The 17457-nt window shown below is 69.1% G+C and carries 15 protein-coding genes and 1 pseudogene; 5 read left to right on the top strand and 11 right to left on the bottom strand.

Annotated elements, in window-relative coordinates; translation table 11 throughout:
- Window positions 1–25 precede the first annotated feature (25 nt).
- A complete protein-coding gene (locus tag QE449_RS02745) occupies window positions 26–895 on the bottom strand; it encodes an SMP-30/gluconolactonase/LRE family protein (RefSeq protein WP_307108161.1) in 870 nt (289 codons plus the stop codon).
- Between the two features lie 77 nt (window positions 896–972).
- Between QE449_RS02745 and QE449_RS02740 the strand changes: the two genes are divergently transcribed.
- Window positions 973–1707, top strand: coding sequence for an amidohydrolase family protein (locus tag QE449_RS02740; RefSeq protein WP_307108160.1), 735 nt, complete (start codon window positions 973–975; stop codon window positions 1705–1707).
- Here the strand turns inward: QE449_RS02740 and QE449_RS02735 are convergent.
- Both QE449_RS02735 and purT read right to left on the bottom strand, forming a co-directional pair.
- Window positions 1704–2186: a DUF456 domain-containing protein gene (locus QE449_RS02735; RefSeq protein ID WP_027506205.1), complete on the bottom strand. Its 483-nt coding sequence runs from the start codon at window positions 2184–2186 to the stop codon at window positions 1704–1706. The two genes, QE449_RS02740 and QE449_RS02735, sit on opposite strands and share 4 nt — an antisense overlap.
- The gene (gene purT / locus QE449_RS02730; RefSeq protein WP_373428251.1) at window positions 2183–3415 is read right to left on the bottom strand and encodes a formate-dependent phosphoribosylglycinamide formyltransferase; all 1233 of its coding nucleotides are present in this window, start codon (window positions 3413–3415) and stop codon (window positions 2183–2185) included. The genes QE449_RS02735 and purT overlap by 4 nt, the downstream gene beginning before the upstream one ends.
- On the opposite strand from purT, the gene QE449_RS02725 reads away from it, so the two are divergent.
- From QE449_RS02725 to QE449_RS02710, 4 genes are all read left to right on the top strand, one after another.
- Window positions 3414–3986: a DinB family protein gene (locus QE449_RS02725; RefSeq protein ID WP_307108158.1), complete on the top strand. Its 573-nt coding sequence runs from the start codon at window positions 3414–3416 to the stop codon at window positions 3984–3986. The two genes, purT and QE449_RS02725, sit on opposite strands and share 2 nt — an antisense overlap.
- 62 nt (window positions 3987–4048) lie before the next feature.
- The gene (locus tag QE449_RS02720; RefSeq protein ID WP_027506202.1) at window positions 4049–5137 is read left to right on the top strand and encodes a CaiB/BaiF CoA-transferase family protein; all 1089 of its coding nucleotides are present in this window, start codon (window positions 4049–4051) and stop codon (window positions 5135–5137) included.
- Window positions 5138–5740: a bifunctional 2-polyprenyl-6-hydroxyphenol methylase/3-demethylubiquinol 3-O-methyltransferase UbiG gene (locus tag QE449_RS02715; RefSeq protein WP_307108157.1), complete on the top strand. Its 603-nt coding sequence runs from the start codon at window positions 5138–5140 to the stop codon at window positions 5738–5740.
- Between the two features lie 125 nt (window positions 5741–5865).
- Window positions 5866–7701 (top strand): acyl-CoA dehydrogenase, encoded by a 1836-nt coding sequence (locus tag QE449_RS02710; RefSeq protein ID WP_307108156.1) that lies wholly within the window; start codon window positions 5866–5868, stop codon window positions 7699–7701.
- A gap of 145 nt (window positions 7702–7846) precedes the next feature.
- On the opposite strand, the gene QE449_RS02705 is transcribed toward QE449_RS02710, so the two are convergent.
- The 8 genes and pseudogenes from QE449_RS02705 to QE449_RS02670 all read right to left on the bottom strand — a co-directional run.
- Window positions 7847–8722: a hypothetical protein gene (locus tag QE449_RS02705; protein ID WP_307108155.1), complete on the bottom strand. Its 876-nt coding sequence runs from the start codon at window positions 8720–8722 to the stop codon at window positions 7847–7849.
- A gap of 212 nt (window positions 8723–8934) precedes the next feature.
- Entirely contained in the window at window positions 8935–9711 is a 777-nt protein-coding gene (locus tag QE449_RS02700) for a CoA ester lyase (RefSeq protein WP_056442231.1), read from the bottom strand.
- Between the two features lie 20 nt (window positions 9712–9731).
- A complete protein-coding gene (locus QE449_RS02695; protein WP_027506198.1) occupies window positions 9732–10211 on the bottom strand; it encodes a MaoC family dehydratase in 480 nt (159 codons plus the stop codon).
- Window positions 10208–11377: an acyl-CoA dehydrogenase family protein gene (locus tag QE449_RS02690; RefSeq protein WP_027506197.1), complete on the bottom strand. Its 1170-nt coding sequence runs from the start codon at window positions 11375–11377 to the stop codon at window positions 10208–10210. The genes QE449_RS02695 and QE449_RS02690 overlap by 4 nt, the downstream gene beginning before the upstream one ends.
- Complete coding sequence (locus QE449_RS02685; RefSeq protein ID WP_307108154.1) at window positions 11374–13368, bottom strand: acetyl/propionyl/methylcrotonyl-CoA carboxylase subunit alpha; 1995 nt, start codon at window positions 13366–13368, stop codon at window positions 11374–11376. The genes QE449_RS02690 and QE449_RS02685 overlap by 4 nt, the downstream gene beginning before the upstream one ends.
- 5 nt (window positions 13369–13373) lie before the next feature.
- Window positions 13374–14960 carry a carboxyl transferase domain-containing protein gene (locus QE449_RS02680; protein ID WP_307109662.1) on the bottom strand — a complete coding sequence of 529 codons (1587 nt, stop codon included), beginning with the start codon at window positions 14958–14960 and terminating at the stop codon, window positions 13374–13376.
- Window positions 14961–15131: 171 nt separating this feature from the next.
- Window positions 15132–15635 (bottom strand): flavin reductase family protein, encoded by a 504-nt coding sequence (locus QE449_RS02675; RefSeq protein ID WP_307108153.1) that lies wholly within the window; start codon window positions 15633–15635, stop codon window positions 15132–15134.
- Window positions 15632–17434 (bottom strand): annotated as a pseudogene (locus QE449_RS02670) (VanW family protein); the annotation flags it as partial. The pseudogene QE449_RS02670 and the gene QE449_RS02675, both read right to left, overlap by 4 nt.
- Window positions 17435–17457 lie beyond the last annotated feature (23 nt).

The raw sequence follows: 17457 nt of genomic DNA, 5'->3' as shown, positions 1-17457 counted from the left end.
GGATGTCCTCGGGGCTTCGTGCGTGTCAGATCCGGACGGACAGCAGCCGTCCCTCGCGCTCGTCCTTGCGGGCGTGCTCGTTGAAATCGGGTGCGGCGCAGACGAACAGGGTGCGGCCGTCGTCGCCGCCGAATCCGCACGCGAACACCCCGGTGTCGAAGGTCAACTCGTCGACCACTCCCTCGCCCTCGCGAATCTGCACGATGCGCTGCCCCAGTGCGTCGGCCGCCCACAGCGTGCCGTCCTGCGCGAGAGCGCAACCGTCGGGCGCCACCACCACCTGGCCGATGCCCTCGGCCATGTCCGTCGACTCGGGCATCGGACCGAGCACAGCCCAGTCGCGGCGCGGTCCGAGGACACCGTCGTCGCCGATCGCGAAGGCGCTGATCCGGTTGCCGAGCGTCTCGTCGACGAGGAGATCGCCGCCTGCGGTGACGGCCATGCCGTTCGGGAAGTGCAGATCGGTGGCGTCCTCGTGCACACTGCCGTCGGGCTCGACACGCAGCAGGGAGGCCGTCTCGATGGGCGCCATGTTCATGAGATCGAATCCGAAGTTGCCGACGTAGGCGCGCCCGTCCGCATCCACGTGCATGTCGTTGGCGTTGCCGGTCGCGTGCGCGGACAGGTCAGCGTGCACCACGAGGTCGCCGTTCTCCTCGCGCCGCAGAACGGTCTGATCTCGCATCGAGACGACCAGGAGCCGACCGTCGGGAAGCCACCCGAGCCCGGACGGCTGGTGCGGCACCTCGGCCTCCACCCGGACGTCGCTGCCGTCCTCGTTCGCCGACAGCACCTGGTGGGTGTAGAAGTCGGAGACCCAGACACGGTCCTCCCGCCACCGTGGACACTCGAAGTAGGTGTAGCCCTCCAGGACCACGGTCGGCTCTGCCTTCATGTGTAGCTCCTCGCACGACGAGACGGATGATCGAATGTGACGTACGCCTCATCACATCATGAGGCATCCTGTCAGACGTGTTCGACAGCCACGTCCACATCATCGATCCGCGGTTCACTCTCGTGTCGAACGGCGGATACGAACCCCCCGTGTTCACTGCCGACGACTATCGCGAGGAGACCGACGGACTGGGGGTCGTGGGCGGCGCCGTCGTCGCCGGGTCGTTCCAGGGCAGCGACCAGAGCTTTCTGCTCGCGGCGCTGACCGAACTCGGTGACGGATGGGTGGGCGTGACCCACCTGCCGTGGGACGCCGAGGACGAGGACATCATCGCGCTCGACGACGCGGGCGTCCGAGCGCTCAGATTCAATCTGCGGCGCGGCGACACCGACGTGTCGACCCTCACCGAGCAGGCCGTCCGCGCGCACGAGATCGCCGGATGGCACGCCGAGTTCTACGCGGACGCCGGATTGTTGCTGTCCCTGGAGCCGGTCCTGTCCAAACTGCCGGCCATCAGCATCGACTACCTCGGCATGGCCGAGGACGCCATGCCGTACCTCCTCGATCTCGTCGACAGGGGAGCACGGGTCAAGGCGGCGGGCTTCGGCCGCATCGGCCACGACCCGGTGGAGGCGATGAGCAGGATCCATGCCGTCAACCCCGAGGCACTGATGTTCGGGACCGATCTGCCCGGCACGCGCTCCCCGCGACGCTTCGTCCCCTCCGACATCGACCTGGTGACCGAGGCAGTGGGCGGCGATCTCCAGAAGGTGCTGTTCAGGAACGCGAGGGCCTGGTACCGGGAGCGTTAGAGCACGATGACGGCAACGACCCACACGCCGGCCGCGAGCAGACCACCGAACAGCTCGACGAGGATCGACAGGCCGACGGCCTTGGTCGCGTGCACGGTCGACTGCCAGGCCGAACCCGACGTGCGCGCCCGTGGCAGCTCCGCCAGGTACACACCGAGGGGGAACCCGAGGAAGAGTCCGACGACCGGGACGACGAAGAATCCGACGATGCCGACGACGCCGCCCGCGACGATGGAACGAGTGGGCACTCCGGCCGTCTTCAGTCGTCTGCCCGGCCACAGGTACTTGACGACGCCCGATGCCACCAGCAGCGCCGTCGCGATGCCGAACACCGTCCACGCCGATGCGGTGCCGACGACGAAGGCCCAGACGCCGATCGCGGCGAAGATCAGGACCACACCGGGGAGCACCGGGACGACGATCCCGATCAGGCCGATCAGGACGACCAGTCCGACGAGGACCTCGGCACCGGCGGTCACCGTGCCGAGACCGGACGCACGCGGCTCGCGGCGTCGCGTGCACGCTCCCGCGCGGTCTCGACGTCCGGACCGGTCGACACGGCGACGCCCATCCGCCGCTTCGCGAAGCTCTCCGGCTTGCCGAACAGGCGGATGTCGGTCTCCGGGACGCGGAGCGCCTGCTCGACGCCCTCGAAGGCGATGCCCACCTCGTCGAGACCGCCGTAGATCACCGCGGACGCGCCGGGTGTCAGGAGCGCGGTGTCCACCGGGAGCCCGAGGATGGCGCGCGCGTGCAGCTCGAACTCGGACAGCCGCTGGGTGCCGAGCGTGACCAGGCCCGTGTCGTGCGGTCGTGGGCTGACCTCGGAGAAGTACACGTCGTCGCCCTTGACGAAGAGCTCGACGCCGAAGATGCCGCGGCCGCCGAGTGCCGCGGTGACCGTGCGGGCGACCTCGCGTGCGGCGTGCAGAGCGGCCGCCGACATGGGCTGGGGCTGCCACGACTCGATGTAGTCGCCGGACTTCTGGAGGTGGCCGATGGGCTCGCAGAAGGAGGTCTCGTCGGCGCCGTTCTCGTCGACCGCGCGGACGGTGAGCTGGGTGATCTCGTAGTCGAAGTCGACGAAGCCCTCGACGATGACCCGGCCCAGCGCGACTCGTCCCCCGGCCTGAGCGTGGTCCCAGGCCCGCTGGACGTCGTCGTCGCTCGTCACGACCGACTGCCCCTTGCCCGACGACGACATCACCGGCTTGATCACCGCCGGGAAGCCCGTGTGCTCGAGCGCCGCGCGAACCTCGTCCACACTGTCGGCGAACGCGTACGGCGACGTGGGCAACCCCAGCTCCTCGGCCGCGAGCCTGCGGCGGATGCCCTCGCGGTTCATCGTCAGCTGGGTAGCCCTGGCCGTCGGCACGACGGTGGTGACCCCGCGGTCCTCGACCACGGAGAGCGCCTCGGTGGCGATGGCCTCGATCTCCGGCACGACGAAGTGCGGCGCCTCGGACTCGATGACGGCGAGCAGGGCGTCCGGATCGCTCATGTCCACCGTGTGGGCGCGGTGCGCGACCTGGTGGCCGGGGGCGTCCGCGTACCGGTCGACGGCGATCACCTCGACGCCCAGGCGCTGGAACGCGATGATCACTTCCTTGCCGAGCTCACCGGAGCCCAGCAGCATCACCTTGGTGGCCGACGGAGAAAGTGGAGTACCGATGCGGGAGGACGTCACTCTTGGAATGCTATCGGGCATGGCGGACACCGAGGACCTGCTCACCTACCTCCAGCGAGGACGGGACGCTGTGGTGTGGAAACTCGACGGCGCGTCGGAGTACGACATCCGTCGGCCGCTCACGTCGACCGGTACCAACCTGCTGGGAATCGTGAAACACCTGGCCATGACCGAGGCGGGGTACCTCGGGTCCACGTTCGGGCGACCGTTCCCCGAACCGATCCCGTGGTCCGACCCGACACTCGAACTCAATGCCGACATGTGGGCCACACCCGACCAGTCCCGCGATTCTCTCGTCGACCTCTACCGCCGGGTGAACGCCCATGCCGACGTGACGGTGCGCACCCTCGGAGCGAGAGCGGAGGGGACGGTGCCGTGGTGGACGGCGAAGAACCCCGTGACCGTCGAGTACATCCTGGTGCACCTGATCGCGGAGACACACCGCCATGCCGGCCACGCCGACATCGTGCGCGAACTCGCCGACGGCAGCGCCGGACTGGCTCCCGGCAACTCCAACCTGGCGGACGGTGACGCCGACTGGTGGGGTGACTACCGGTCGCGAGTGGACGACGCCGCGTCGGAGTTCCTCTGAGTCTCCCGACCCGCACAGTCCGGTCCTGTCGTCGGGCAGGTTCCGGTGGATAGGGTCGCGCCATGACTACTGCAGGTGGACCTCTCGCCGGAATCAAGGTCGTGGAACTCGCGGGCATCGGCCCCGGACCGCACACCGCGACGCTGCTGGCCGACCTCGGCGCCGACGTCGTGCGCGTCCAGCGTGCGGGCGCGCTTCCGGCCGAGGGATCACCGGGCGACCCCCTGCTCCGCAACCGCCGCATCGTCGAGGCGAATCTGAAGGATCCGGCCGAGCTGGAACGGGTGCTCGACCTGATCTCCCGCGCCGACGTCCTCATCGAGGGCTTCCGTCCGGGGGTCACCGAGCGCATGGGTCTGGGACCCGACGTCGTCGCCGAGCGCAACCCCGGTCTGGTCTACGGACGCATGACGGGGTGGGGACAGGAGGGTCCGTGGTCGCAGGTCGCGGGACACGACATCAACTACATCTCGGTCACCGGAGTGCTGCACGCGATCGGACGCGAGGGTGAGCGCCCGGTACCCCCGATGAACATGGTCGGCGACTTCGGCGGTGGATCGATGTTCCTCGTCATGGGCATTCTCGCAGCGCTGGTCGAGCGCGGTCGGTCCGGGAAGGGCCAGGTGATCGACGCGGCCATGGTCGACGGCACCGTCGCGTTGTCGCACATGATCTGGGGGTGGCGCGGGATCGGCATGTGGTCCGACGAGCGCGGCACGAACCTGCTGGACACCGGTGCCCCGTTCTACGACACGTACGAGACGTCCGACGGCAAGCACGTCGCCGTCGGCGCGCTGGAACCCCAGTTCTACGCCGCGATGCTGCAGGGACTCGGGCTCGATCCGTCGGCCTTGCCGCACCAGCTCGACCGTGAGCAGTGGCCGACGCTGCGGTCGACCTTCACGGAGGTGTTCGCCTCCCGCACGCGCGACGAGTGGGCCGCCGTCTTCGACGGCACGGACGCCTGCGTCACCCCCGTGCTGACCTTCGACGAGGCCACGCGCCACCGCCACATGGCCGAACGCGGCAGCCTCATCGACATCGACGCGGTCACCCAGCACGCCCCGGCGCCGCGTTTCGGGCGTACCGCCACGTCCACGCCGGCGGGTCCGGCCCGCTCGTCCGTCGACCCCGACTCGGTCTGGACCTGAGTGGACGCCGCGGCCTGGGACGCCAAGTACGAACGCGCCGAACTCATCTGGGGCGCACCGCCGAACGACATGGTCGTCGAGTTCTGCACCTCCCTGCCGCGCGGCCGGGCGCTCGATCTCGCGTGCGGCGAGGGGCGCAACGCCCTCTGGCTCGCCACGCGCGGATGGAGTGTCGACGCCGTCGACTTCAGCAGCGTGGCGCTGACCAAGGCGGTCCGCATCGCCGCCACGGCCACCGCGTCGATCCGCGAGCGAGTGCGGTGGGTCCACGCGGACGTGACCACACTCACACCCGAGCAGGATTATGATCTCGTTGTCATCGCCTACCTGCATTTATCGCGGACCGAGCGTGGAAACGTCCTCGCGACTGCCGTCCGGGCGTTGAAACATGAGGGAATCCTCGTGATCGTGGGTCACCATTCTGCCAATCTGGAGAATGGCGTCGGCGGTCCTCAGGATCCCGAGATCTTGTACAGCCCAGACGATCTGGTCGCGGACATCGGCGACAGGATGCGCATTCTCGTCGCCGAGGACAGGGTGCGGCACGTCGGTGATTCCGCAGCGATCGACGCCCTTGTGGTGGGACGAGTTACCGACGAGTAGACCCCTATTGGCAGTGTTCCCGATCCGGCGTAACATAGCCGTATGTTACTGGCGAGTAGGTAGCGCCGGGCCACACAGGCGGTACCGAGGCCGGACCGCACCACTGAGACGGAGAACGCATCACCATGGGTCATTACAAGAGCAATCTTCGCGATCTCGAGTTCAACCTGTTCGAGCTGTTCGCCCTGGACAAGACGCTCGAGTCCGGACAGTTCGGCGATCTCGACGTCGACACCGTGCGTGACATGCTCTCCGAGGTCCGCCGCCTCGCCGAGGGCCCGCTCGCGGAGTCCTTCGCCGACGCCGACCGCAACCCGCCGACCTTCGACCCCGAGACGCACACCGTCACCCTCCCGGAGTCGTTCAAGAAGTCGTACCGCGCGCTGCAGGAAGCCGGCTGGGACCACCTGGGCCTCGACGAGGAACTCGGCGGCATGCCGGTACCGCGCCAGGTGTTCTGGGCCGTCGCCGAGATGATCCTCGGATCGAACCCCGCCGCCTTCATGTACTCCGCCGGCCCGGGCTTCGCGCAGATCCTCTCCGACAACGGCAACGAGCAGCAGAAGAAGTGGGCCGTACTCGCCTCCGAGCGCAACTGGGGCGCCACCATGGTCCTCACCGAGCCCGACGCGGGTTCGGACGTGGGCGCAGGCCGCACCAAGGCCGTCGAGCAGGCCGACGGCAGCTGGCACATCGAGGGCGTCAAGCGCTTCATCACCTCGGCCGACTCGGACGATCTCTTCGAGAACATCTTCCACCTCGTGCTCGCTCGCCCCGAGGGCGCCAAGCCGGGCACCAAGGGACTGTCGCTGTTCTTCGTCCCGAAGTTCCACTTCGACAGCGAGACCGGCGAACTCGGCGAGCGCAACGGCGTGTTCGTCACCAACGTCGAGCACAAGATGGGCCTCAAGGTCTCGGCCACCTGTGAGCTGACCCTCGGCGGACACGGCGTCCCGGCCAAGGGCTGGCTCGTCGGCGACGTCCACAACGGCATCGCGCAGATGTTCGACGTCATCGAGCACGCTCGAATGATGGTGGGCACCAAGGCCATCTCGACGCTGTCCACCGGGTACCTCACCGCGCTCGACTACGCCAAGCAGCGCGTTCAGGGTGCTGACCTGACGCAGATGACCGACAAGGCCGCGCCCCGCGTCTCCATCACGCATCACCCCGACGTCCGTCGCTCGCTGATGACGCAGAAGGCGTACGCGGAGGGCCTGCGCGCGGTGTTCCTCTACACAGCCGCTCACCAGGACGAGGTTGCCGCACTGCACGTCTCGGGCGCCGACAAGGACACCGCGTTCCGCGTCAACGACCTGCTGCTCCCCATCGTCAAGGGTGTGGGTTCCGAGGTCGCGTACGAGCAGCTGGCGCAGAGCCTCCAGACGCTCGGTGGCTCCGGCTTCCTGCAGGACTACCCCATCGAGCAGTACATCCGCGATGCCAAGATCGACTCGCTCTACGAGGGCACCACGGCCATCCAGGCGCAGGACTTCTTCTTCCGCAAGATCGCCCGGGACCGCGGCGTCGCACTGGCCCACGTCGCCGGCCAGATCAAGACGTGGATCGACAGCGAGGCGGGCAACGGTCGCCTCAAGAGCGAGCGTGCCTTGCTCAACACCGCCCTCGAGGACGTGCAGGGCATGGTCGCCACACTCACGCAGCACCTCATGGGTGCCCAGGAGCAGCCGACCGAGCTGTACAAGGTCGGCCTCGGATCCGTCCGCCTGCTCATGAGCGTCGGCGACCTGATGATCGGCTGGCTGCTGCTGCGTCAGTCCGAGATCGCCATCGCCGCACTCGACAACGGCGCCGGCGAGAAGGACAAGGCGTTCTACGAGGGCAAGATCGGCGCAGCGTCGTTCTTCGCCAAGAACATCCTGCCCCGCCTGACCTCCACCCGTCAGATCCTGTCCGATCTGGACAACGACGTCATGGAGCTCGACGAAGCGGCGTTCTGATCCGCTGAATCCCCACTGCGGCCCGGCTGGTACTCCAGCCGGGCCGCAGTGCTGTGTGGCCGGCCGCTCCCGCACCCATGCTCGCGCGTCGCACGCGTGTTGCTCGGCGAGGTCGCGTGCGGCCCGCGAGGAAAGGTGCGGGAACTCAGAGGAGCGCGCGCAACCGGGCGATGAGCGCCTCGGGCCGTGTGAGATCCGCCCACGTCCAGCGCACGACTCGGAAGCCGAGCGCGCGCAACGCATCCTCACGCCGCTTCTCCTCGAACACGGCGTCCCCGGCGTCCTGCCCGGGTCGGAGGAAGCGGCCGTACTTCACGCGACCGTCGAACTCGCCGATCACATCGCCCCACAGGAAGTCGACCCGCCACACCCCGATCTCCACCTGAAGCACCGGTGGCGGGAGACCGACGCGATGGAACAGCACACGGCTGCGCGACTCGCCGACGCTTCCCGAGAGCGGGTCGAGGAATGCGGCGACCCGCCTCGCGCCCGCGATGCCGTGCCGACGACTGGCCACAGCGAGTTCGTCCACCAGGGAGTCGCCGTCGATCCGCGCAGCGTCGCCCATGACCACGGCCTGCTCGAAGGGGACGGTCCGCGCCACGTCCACCAGGGTCCGAGCCGGCGACGTCACCGTGAACCCGTTCACCACGTGCACGGCGGAGCCCGGCAGCGGCGCGCAGTGCACCATCGTGTCGGCGCGCCGCCGTCCGCCGTTCCGCCGATCGCGCGTCACGTGCACCCTGGTCAGATCGACCGCCCACAGCGGCCACCCGTGCATCAGCGCTGCCGTCTGGTGGCTCATGACCGCGCCACTCGACAGCGCGGGCATCACCGCCTCGAGCAGGACGCGGTGCTTCTCGACGCGGTTCAACCCGTCGAGACGAGTCGCGTCCAGATACGCCCCGTGACCCAGTCGGGTGATGTCGCCCCTCGTGTAGAGCCGTCGCAGCTCGTTGTCGGTGTACCCGTCCTGGAGAGCGTTCTGCCGCAGCACCAGCCGTGATGCATCGAGATCCATCGGTCGATCATGAGCGGGTCCCCGCCCTGGCGATACCCGCTCGGCCGGCATCCTGTGGACAGCGCGCGGTCCGTCCACAGGCCAGTTCACCCGTTCCCGCACCGATGCTCGCGCGACGCACGCGTGTTGCTCGGCGAGGTCGGGTGCGGGACGCGAGGAAGGGTGCGGGAACGCCGGATCCAGCCCCTTCGTACCACCGCGACACCGACTCGCTAGCCGAGTCCCCGCAGGATGCGGTCGGCGTGCCGGATCACCGGCGCGTCGACCATCCTGCCGTCGACGGTGAACACTCCGCGCTCGGTGGCGGCGGCAGCCACGACCCGACGGGCCCAGTCCACCTGATCGGCTGTGGGGGTGTAACACTCGCGGATCACGGCGGCCTGCGTCGGGTGCAACGCCACCTTGGCGTCGAACCCCACCGCGACGGCGTCCTCCGACTCGGCGCGCAGTCCGTCGAGATCGGCGATGTCCAGATACACCGAGTCCAGAGCTTGGCGCCCGAAAGCCTTGGCCGCCAGCAGGGCGGTCGAGCGTGCGTGCACGGCCACGTCGCGATACGACCCGTCGCCGCGACGCGAGGACGCTCCGCCGAGCGCGGCCACCAGGTCCTCCGCGCCCCACATCATGCCCTCGCACCCGTCGGCTGCGCAGATCTCCGCAGCGTGCAGGATCCCGAGTGGGGTCTCGACGAGGGCGACCACCGATCGTGGAGCCAGTGCCGAGACGTCCTGCGCCGATTCGCACTTGGGCACCATCACGCGGTGGTAGACCGTCTCGGACAGGGCTGCCAGATCAGCCTCGAAGTACGGCGTCGATCGCGCGTTGACGCGGATCACGGTGCGGTCCGGATCGAGTGGGGTGTCGACGACGGCCTGCCGCGCCGCTTCCTTGTCACCGGGGGCCACCGCGTCCTCGAGGTCCAGGATCACCACGTCTGCTGCCGCGGCGGCCTTCCGGTAGCGCTCGGGCCTGTCGGCCGGGCAGAACATCCAGACCGGACCGAGCCCCGTCACGACGCGGGAGCCATCCGGACGAGGGTCTTCCGCACGGCGCGCGCGACGACGTCGCCGTGCTGATTGCGGCCCGTGTGCTCGAACGTCACGACGCCTTCTCCGGGTCTCGACGCCGACTCTCGCTTGTCCGCGATCACCGTCTCGCCGTAGAGGGTGTCACCGTGCAGCATCGGCTTCGGGAAGCTGATCTCCGAGAACCCGAGGTTCGCGACGATGGTGCCCTGCGTCAGCTGGGCGACGGAGAGCCCGACCAGCGTGGAGAGCGTCCACATCGAGTTCACGAGCCGCTCCCCGAACGCGGTGTCCACGCTGTACGCGGCGTCGAGATGCAGCGCCTGCGTGTTCATCGTGAGGGTGGTGAACAGGACGTTGTCCGCCTCGGTGACGGTGCGCCCGGGCCGGTGCTCGTAGACGGTGCCCACCGTCATCTCGTCGAACCACAGGCCGCGCTGGACGATGCGCTCCGGTTCGGTCACAGCCCCACCTGGCGCGCGATGAGCATCAGCTGCACCTCCGTGGTGCCCTCGCCGATCTCGAGGATCTTGCTGTCGCGGTAGTGCCGCGCGACCGTGTACTCGTTCATGAACCCGTAGCCGCCGTGCACCTGCGTGGCGTCGCGCGCGTTGTCCATCGCGGCCTCCGACGAGATCAGCTTGGCGATGGCCGCTTCCTTCTTGAAGGGCTTGCCCGCCGACATGAGCGCTGCAGCGTCGTAGTAGGCGGTCCGGGCGGCGTAGGCGCGCGCCTCCATGCGGGCGATCTTGAAGGCGATGGCCTGGTTCCGGCCGATGGCGGTACCGAACGCCTCGCGCTCCTTCGCGTACTTCACACTCTCGTCGACGCACCCCTGCGCCACACCGACGGCGAGCGCAGCGATGGCGATACGGCCCTCGTCGAGGATCTGCAGGAACCCGGCGTAACCACGGCCCTCGTCGCCGAGCAGATTCTCCAGCGGCACACGAACATCGGTGAACGACAGGGGGTGAGTGTCCGAGGCGTTCCACCCGACCTTGTCGTACGCGGGACCGGCCTCGAAGCCGGGGGTGTCCGTCGGCACGATGATCGAGGAGATCTGCTTGCGCCCGGAGGCATCGGTTCCGGTCACGGCGGTCACCGTCACCAGCTCGGTGATGTCGGTGCCGGAGTTCGTGATGAACTGCTTCGACCCGTTGATCACCCAGTGATCACCGTCGCGCACCGCGGTGGTGCGCGTACCGCCGGCGTCGCTGCCGGCACCGGGCTCGGTGAGGCCGAACGCGCCGAGCGCCCGGCCCGACGTCAGCTTGGGGAGCCACTCCTTCTTCTGCGCGTCCGTACCGAAGCGGTACACGGGCATCGCGCCCAGGGAGACACCGGCTTCGAGCGTGATCGCGACGCTCTGATCCACCTTGCCCAGCTCCTCGAGGGCGAGGCACAGCGCGAAGTAGTCGCCGCCCATGCCGCCGTACTCCTCGGGGAACGGCAGTCCGAACAGTCCCATGTCCGCCATGCCGCGGACCACCTCGTAGGGAAACGTGTGATCGCGATCGTGCTGCGCGGCGACGGGCGCCACCACGGTGCGAGCGAAGTCGCGCACCGAGGCGATCAGCTGCTGGTGCTCGTCGGACAACAGGCTGTGTCCCGCGACGGTCGATGTGCTCATGCTGCATCCTCTTTCGGGTCCGTGGTCATGCGTGCGAGTACCTGGTTCACGGCGACCTGGTCGCCTGTCGCCACCGTCACCTCGACGATGCCGTCCGCGGGAGCAGTGAGGGCGTGCTCCATCTTCATGGCTTCCACGACCACGAGAACGGTTCCGGCCGTGACGGTGTCACCGTTCGCCACCTCGACGGCGATCACGGTGCCCGGCATGGGGCTGCGCACCGTGTCCTCGAGCTCCATCTCGCCCCCGGCGGCGAGGTCGATCTCCGCGGCGGGGCGCAGATGCCACACACCACCGGAAGCCGCGAGCCAGAGCCCGTCCGCGTCCCGTGCAGCCCTGTACGTCGTCCGGCGACCGTCGATCGCGACCACGAGAGTCGCACCGTCGAGAGTCACCGTCAGCGACCGGGCATCTCCGCCGTCGACGGTCACCGCCGCGTCGCCCGGCGACCCGGTCACCGCGACGGTGCGCCGCCGCCCGGCGTCCTCGACGAGGACTGTCGTCGGTGCGCTCCGACCACCGAGACGCCACCCGTTCGGAACAGTCCACGCGCCGGCGTCCTGCGCGGGCCATGCTGCGCACCAATCGAACACGGCTGCGGCGGCGATGACCTCGTCCGTCGCGACGGGCGCCGCGTAGTCGGGTGCGACCCGGTCCAGCAGGCCCGTGTCCAGACGGCCGGCGGCGACGTCGGGATCGGTCAGCAGGTACGAGAGGAAGTCGATGTTGGTGCCCACGCCGAGCACCGCCGTCTCGCCGAGCGCCCGCCGCAGGATGCGCAGTGCCTCGGCGCGGTCCCGACCGTGCGCGATGACCTTGGCCAGCATCGGGTCGTAGTCGCTGCCCACCACCGTGTCCGGTGCGAGCGACGAGTCCACGCGGACACCGGTGCCCGCCGGTTCGTGCAGTCCGATCACTCGGCCGCCGGTGGGCAGGAAGCCATGGCCCGGATCCTCCGCGTAGACACGCGCCTCGATCGCGTGACCGGTCAGCGTCACATCCTCCTGCTGCAGCGGCAGCGTGTCGCCCGCTGCCATCCGTATCTGCAGCTCCACGAGATCGATGCCGGTGACCTCCTCGGTCACCGGATGCTCCACCTGCAGACGGGTGTTCATCTCCATGAAGAAGAAGTCGTCGGGCGCGTCGGCGGAGACGATGAACTCGACGGTGCCGGCGCCGACGTAGTCGACACTCCGAGCGGTCGCACACGCGGCCTCGCCGATCCGCGCCCGCGTCACCTCGTCGAGCAGCGGCGACGGCGCCTCCTCGATCACCTTCTGGTGACGGCGCTGCAGCGAGCACTCGCGCTCACCGAGATGGATCACATGGCCATGGGCGTCCGCCATCACCTGCACCTCGATGTGCCGGGGACGCAACACGAATCGTTCGAGGAAGAGGGTGTCGTCGCCGAACGACGACGCCGCCTCTCGCCTGGCCCGCACCAGGGCCGCCGTCAGGTCCTCGGCTCGTTCGACCAGATGCATGCCCTTGCCGCCGCCACCGGCCGACGGCTTGATCAGCACGGGGTAGCCGATGTCGGCCGCGGCCGCGATCAGTTCGTCGTCCGTGAGTCCGGGTTCCGCGATGCCGGGCACCACCGGCACGTCGAACGCGGAGACCGCCTTCTTCGCCGTGATCTTGTCGCCCATGGTCTCGATCGCACGTGTCGGCGGGCCGATGAACGTGATGCCGTTCTTCTCGCACGCCGCCGCGAATGCCGCATTCTCCGAGAGGAACCCGTATCCGGGGTGGATCGCGTCGGCGCCGCTGGCGAGAGCCGCGTCGATCACCTTGTCGATGTTCAGGTAGCTCTCGCGTGCGGGCGCCGGACCCAGTCGTACCGCGGTGTCCGCGGAGCGCACGTGCAGCGCGTCGGCGTCCGCGTCGCTGTACACCGCGACGGAGCGAATCCCCATGGTGCGCAGTGTCCGGAACACCCGGACGGCGATCTCACCGCGATTCGCGACGAGCACCGTGTCGATCGTGGTCATCACACTCACATCCTGAAGACGCCGTAGGACACCGGCTCGAGCGGCGCGTTGGCGCACACCGACAGAGCAAGTGAGAGAACAGTTCTGGTGTCGGCCGGATCGATGATGCCGTCGTCCCACAGCCGCGCCGTCGAGTGGTACGGGTTGCCCTGCTCCTCGTACTGACGGCGGATGGGTTCCTTGAACCGCTCCTGCTCGTCCTCGGTCCACGGCTCGCCGGACGCCGACCGCTGATCGCTGCGCACGGTCGCGAGCACCGACGCCGCCTGCTCCCCGCCCATGACGGAGATGCGCGCGTTCGGCCACATCCACAGGAAGCGGGGCGAGTACGCGCGTCCGCACATCGAGTAGTTGCCCGCGCCGTAGGAGCCGCCGATCACGACCGTCAGCTTCGGCACCCGGGCACAGGCCACCGCGGTGACCATCTTCGCGCCGTGCTTGGCGATGCCGCCCGCCTCGTACTCCCGCCCGACCATGAAGCCGGTGATGTTCTGCAGGAACAGCAACGGGACGCTGCGCTTGTCGCACAGCTCGATGAAGTGGGCGCCCTTCACGGCGGACTCACCGAACAGCACACCGTTGTTCGCGACGATGCCCACCGGGTGGCCGTCGATGTGCGCGAAACCGGTGACCAGCGTCGTGCCGTACTCGGCCTTGAACTCCTGGAACTGCCCACCGTCCACCAGGCGGGTGATCACCTCGTGCACGTCGTACGGGGTGCGCGGATCTGTCGGCACCACGTCGTACAGCTCCGATTGATCGCTCGCAGGCAGCGGTGTGCGCATCTCCCACGGCGACGGCGTGCGGGGGCCGAGGGTGGCCACGATCGCGCGGACCCGGCGGAGCGCGTCACGATCGTCGGTCGCGAGGTGATCCGTCACGCCCGAGATCTTGGAGTGGACGTCGCCGCCACCGAGGTCCTCGGCCGTGACCACCTCGCCGGTGGCCGCCTTCACCAGCGGCGGTCCACCCAGGAAGATGGTGCCCTGGTTGCGGACGATGATCGCCTCGTCGCTCATCGCGGGCACGTACGCGCCACCGGCGGTGCAGGACCCCATCACCGCCGCGATCTGGGCGATGCCCTTCGCACTCATCGTCGCCTGGTTGAAGAAGATCCGGCCGAAGTGTTCCCGGTCGGGGAACACGTCGTCCTGCATCGGCAGGAACGCGCCACCCGAGTCGACGAGGTACACGCAGGGCAGCCGGTTCTGCAGGGCGATCTCCTGCGCGCGCAGATGCTTCTTGACGGTCATCGGGTAGTACGTGCCGCCCTTGACCGTGGCGTCGTTGGCCACGACCATCACCTCGCGCCCGGACACCCGGCCGATTCCGGCGATCACACCGGCGCCCGGGCACGCATCGTCGTACATGCCGTTCGCGGCCAGCGGGGCGATCTCGAGGAACGGGCTGCCGTCGTCGAGCAGCGTGTCGACACGGTCGCGCGGAAGCAGCTTGCCGCGGGAGACATGGCGCTCTCGGGAGGCGTCACTGCCGCCGCGGGCAGCGGCCGCCATGGCTCGGTGCAACTCGTCGACCAGCGCGAGGTGGTCGTCCCGCCTGCTCGTGCGCTCGGTTCGAGCACCGTCCAGCATCGTCATCGCTCAGCCCGTCCGTCAGTTAACACTCACTAACCAGGACAGTAAACGATGGTTAACTGAAAGTCCACGGCGGATGCGTGGATCGCCAGGCGCGCGTGCGGAGCCACCCGATCGCTCGGAAATCTGCGGATCCGCGGATTCTCGCTCGACATCGGAGGACGAGACTCAGCGCTGCTCGACGACCAGCTTTCGGAAGCGGCTGCCCTGGAACACGATGGGCGCGACGTCGGAGTGCACCTCGAGACCGTGCACGCGCAGCAGGACGATGGCGTGATCACCCGCCGGCAGCTCCTGCTCGATCGTGGTGTCGAGCCACGAGGACGCGCCGTCGATGAAGATGGCCCCGTCGGGCGTCGTCTCCAGCGTCAGACCAGCGAACCGGTCACCCGTCTTCGCCGCGAGGCTGCGCGCGGCCACGTCGTGGGCCTCGCCGAGAACGCTGATGCCGATGTGCGTCGCGTCGCGGAACTTGGGCCACGTGGACGACGTGTTCTGGATGCACACCGCGACGAGCGGCGGGTCGAGGGAGACCGACACGAAACTGCTCGCGGCCAGACCGACCGGCACGTCGCCGATGCGAGCCGCGATGGCGACGACCCCACTCGGGAAGGTGCCGTATGCCTGACGGAGGGTCGCCTGGTCGAGCTCGGAGGATGCGGTCTGACTCATGGAACCCCACGGTAGGGCCGCGCGCCATCCGCCGCCACCATCGCGGGCCCGGCACTGGGCAAGGTCACAGCCCCTGGATTCGGATCACGCCGAGCCCAACGGCGGGCCTCACTCGCAGCGGACGATCGGCACCGGGTCGTAGCGCACCGTGCGCGTGTTCCGCGAGATCTCCGCACCCGTCGCCGCGTCGCGGACGATCCGGGTGTCGCTGGTGGTGAAGCCGGGCGCTCCGCTCGACGCGACACATTGCTCTCCGCGCGGCAGCCGGACGGTGTCCGGCGTGGTGGGTCGGCTGCGGGAGCCGGTGATCGACTCCACCTCGACGGTCTTGGTGCCCCACAACCGCACGGTGACGGAGGATCCGTCGGCGAACGACTCGACGACCACACCCGTCGACGCCGGGTTCCGGAACTGCAGATCGATCGCGCCCTCGAAGACCGTCGCCTCGCGGGCCTCGGGGTAGCGGCTGATGTAGTAGCTGTGTTCGGTGTGATCGACGTCGTCCATGCCGCCGAAGTAGCCGGCGTTGTACAGGGTGGTGGCGAACTGGCTGATGCCTCCGCCGACGGCGCGATCGGGTCGGCCGTTGTCGATGATGCCCGACTCGACGAACCCCTGCGCCGTCCCGCGGGGGCCGGTGTAGCCGTTGAGTGAGAACGTCTCCCCCGGCTTCACCACAGCGCCGTTCACGATGTCCGCCGTGAGACCGATGTTGACGCCCGACGCGTACTCGAACCCGCCGGTCGTGTACTCGCTGATCACTTCCCGGATTCCGAGAGCGTTCGCCGCGTCCGTGGTCAGTGCCGCCGGACGCGGTCCGTACTGCGCGACGGTGGTGCGCGCGTCACCGGACGCCGCCAGCAGGTCCGGCAGGGTGGCCAGTGTCTCCGGCCAGCGCACCTCGGTGCCGTCGACGGACGGAACCACCACGGGTCGGCCCCCGGAGAAGTCGAAGCGCGCGTCGACGGGCCGGGTCTCGGTGGCCGCCAGCCCGGGCGCGAGGATGCCGATCGCGGCATTCGTGTCGTACACCGGCCGCAGACCGCCGTCGTCGTCCGGTTCGAAGCTCAGGACCTCGCCGACGCGATCGGGTGCGAGCGTCGTCGTCGCACCGTCCTCGCCGGTCACGACCACCGGCGCCGACACCGCGGGCGTCGCCACGTCCTGGATCGCCGCGTCGATCGCGGCAGCGTCGACCTCGACGTCCTCGACGACGACGGGGAGCTCCACCGGACCGCCCTCGGCCCAGTCGGTGCGGAACGCGGACGCCGCACCCGGTACGTCGAGCGTGCGTCCGGGAACGGGTCCGACGGCGCGGGGCACGCCGGCCTCGATGACCACGTCGCCCTCCACCGCGGGGCGGTCGACCTGCGGGGACAACGATCCGACGGCGGCGGTGTGAGTGCCGCGTCGTCGACAGTGGACACGACACCGATCTCGCGGGTGCCGAAGAACGACGCGAGCCTGGTGAACGGGGAGAGAGGCTGGTCGCCGGCACGATCGAGGGTTGCTGCCCAGTCGATTCCGAGACCGGCGGCGGCCGGGGTGAGGGTGGCGGCGACATCGTCCGCGCGCACGTCCACCGGGGCGTCGGTGCGCGGACCCAGGGCGTCGCGGAGCCGGTTGTCCGCCTCCGCCACACTGCGGCCGCCGACCTCGACGCCCGCGACGGTCACGCCGCGGGGGATGTCACCGGCGGAGGTGAACCAGTCGGCGGCGTACAGGAGCGCGGCCACGGCGACGACGCCGCCGGCCGCGGACAGCGCGATCGTGCGCCGGCGGGTGGAGCGCGTGCCCTCGGGGGCGGTCCGGTGCTCGTGCT

This window comes from Rhodococcus sp. SORGH_AS_0303, from assembly GCF_030819335.1.
Lineage (GTDB): Bacteria > Actinomycetota > Actinomycetes > Mycobacteriales > Mycobacteriaceae > Rhodococcoides.
The sequence above is the reverse complement of the archived record's forward strand: the minus strand, read 5'-3'. Positions and strand labels throughout refer to the sequence as shown.

Bases quoted from the DNA above. Each gene is read 5' to 3' on its own strand.
- QE449_RS02685 (WP_307108154.1), bottom strand. From the start codon at position 13,368: ATGACCACGATCGACACGGTGCTCGTCGCGAATCGCGGTGAGATCGCC.
- QE449_RS02675 (WP_307108153.1), bottom strand. From the start codon at position 15,635: ATGAGTCAGACCGCATCCTCCGAGCTCGACCAGGCGACCCTCCGTCAG.
- QE449_RS02725 (WP_307108158.1), top strand. From the start codon at position 3,414: ATGGCGGACACCGAGGACCTGCTCACCTACCTCCAGCGAGGACGGGAC.
- QE449_RS02745 (WP_307108161.1), bottom strand. From the start codon at position 895: ATGAAGGCAGAGCCGACCGTGGTCCTGGAGGGCTACACCTACTTCGAG.
- purT (WP_373428251.1), bottom strand. From the start codon at position 3,415: ATGCCCGATAGCATTCCAAGAGTGACGTCCTCCCGCATCGGTACTCCA.
- QE449_RS02710 (WP_307108156.1), top strand. From the start codon at position 5,866: ATGGGTCATTACAAGAGCAATCTTCGCGATCTCGAGTTCAACCTGTTC.
- QE449_RS02690 (WP_027506197.1), bottom strand. From the start codon at position 11,377: ATGAGCACATCGACCGTCGCGGGACACAGCCTGTTGTCCGACGAGCAC.
- QE449_RS02680 (WP_307109662.1), bottom strand. From the start codon at position 14,960: ATGCTGGACGGTGCTCGAACCGAGCGCACGAGCAGGCGGGACGACCAC.
- QE449_RS02720 (WP_027506202.1), top strand. From the start codon at position 4,049: ATGACTACTGCAGGTGGACCTCTCGCCGGAATCAAGGTCGTGGAACTC.
- QE449_RS02700 (WP_056442231.1), bottom strand. From the start codon at position 9,711: ATGTTCTGCCCGGCCGACAGGCCCGAGCGCTACCGGAAGGCCGCCGCG.
- QE449_RS02705 (WP_307108155.1), bottom strand. From the start codon at position 8,722: ATGGATCTCGATGCATCACGGCTGGTGCTGCGGCAGAACGCTCTCCAG.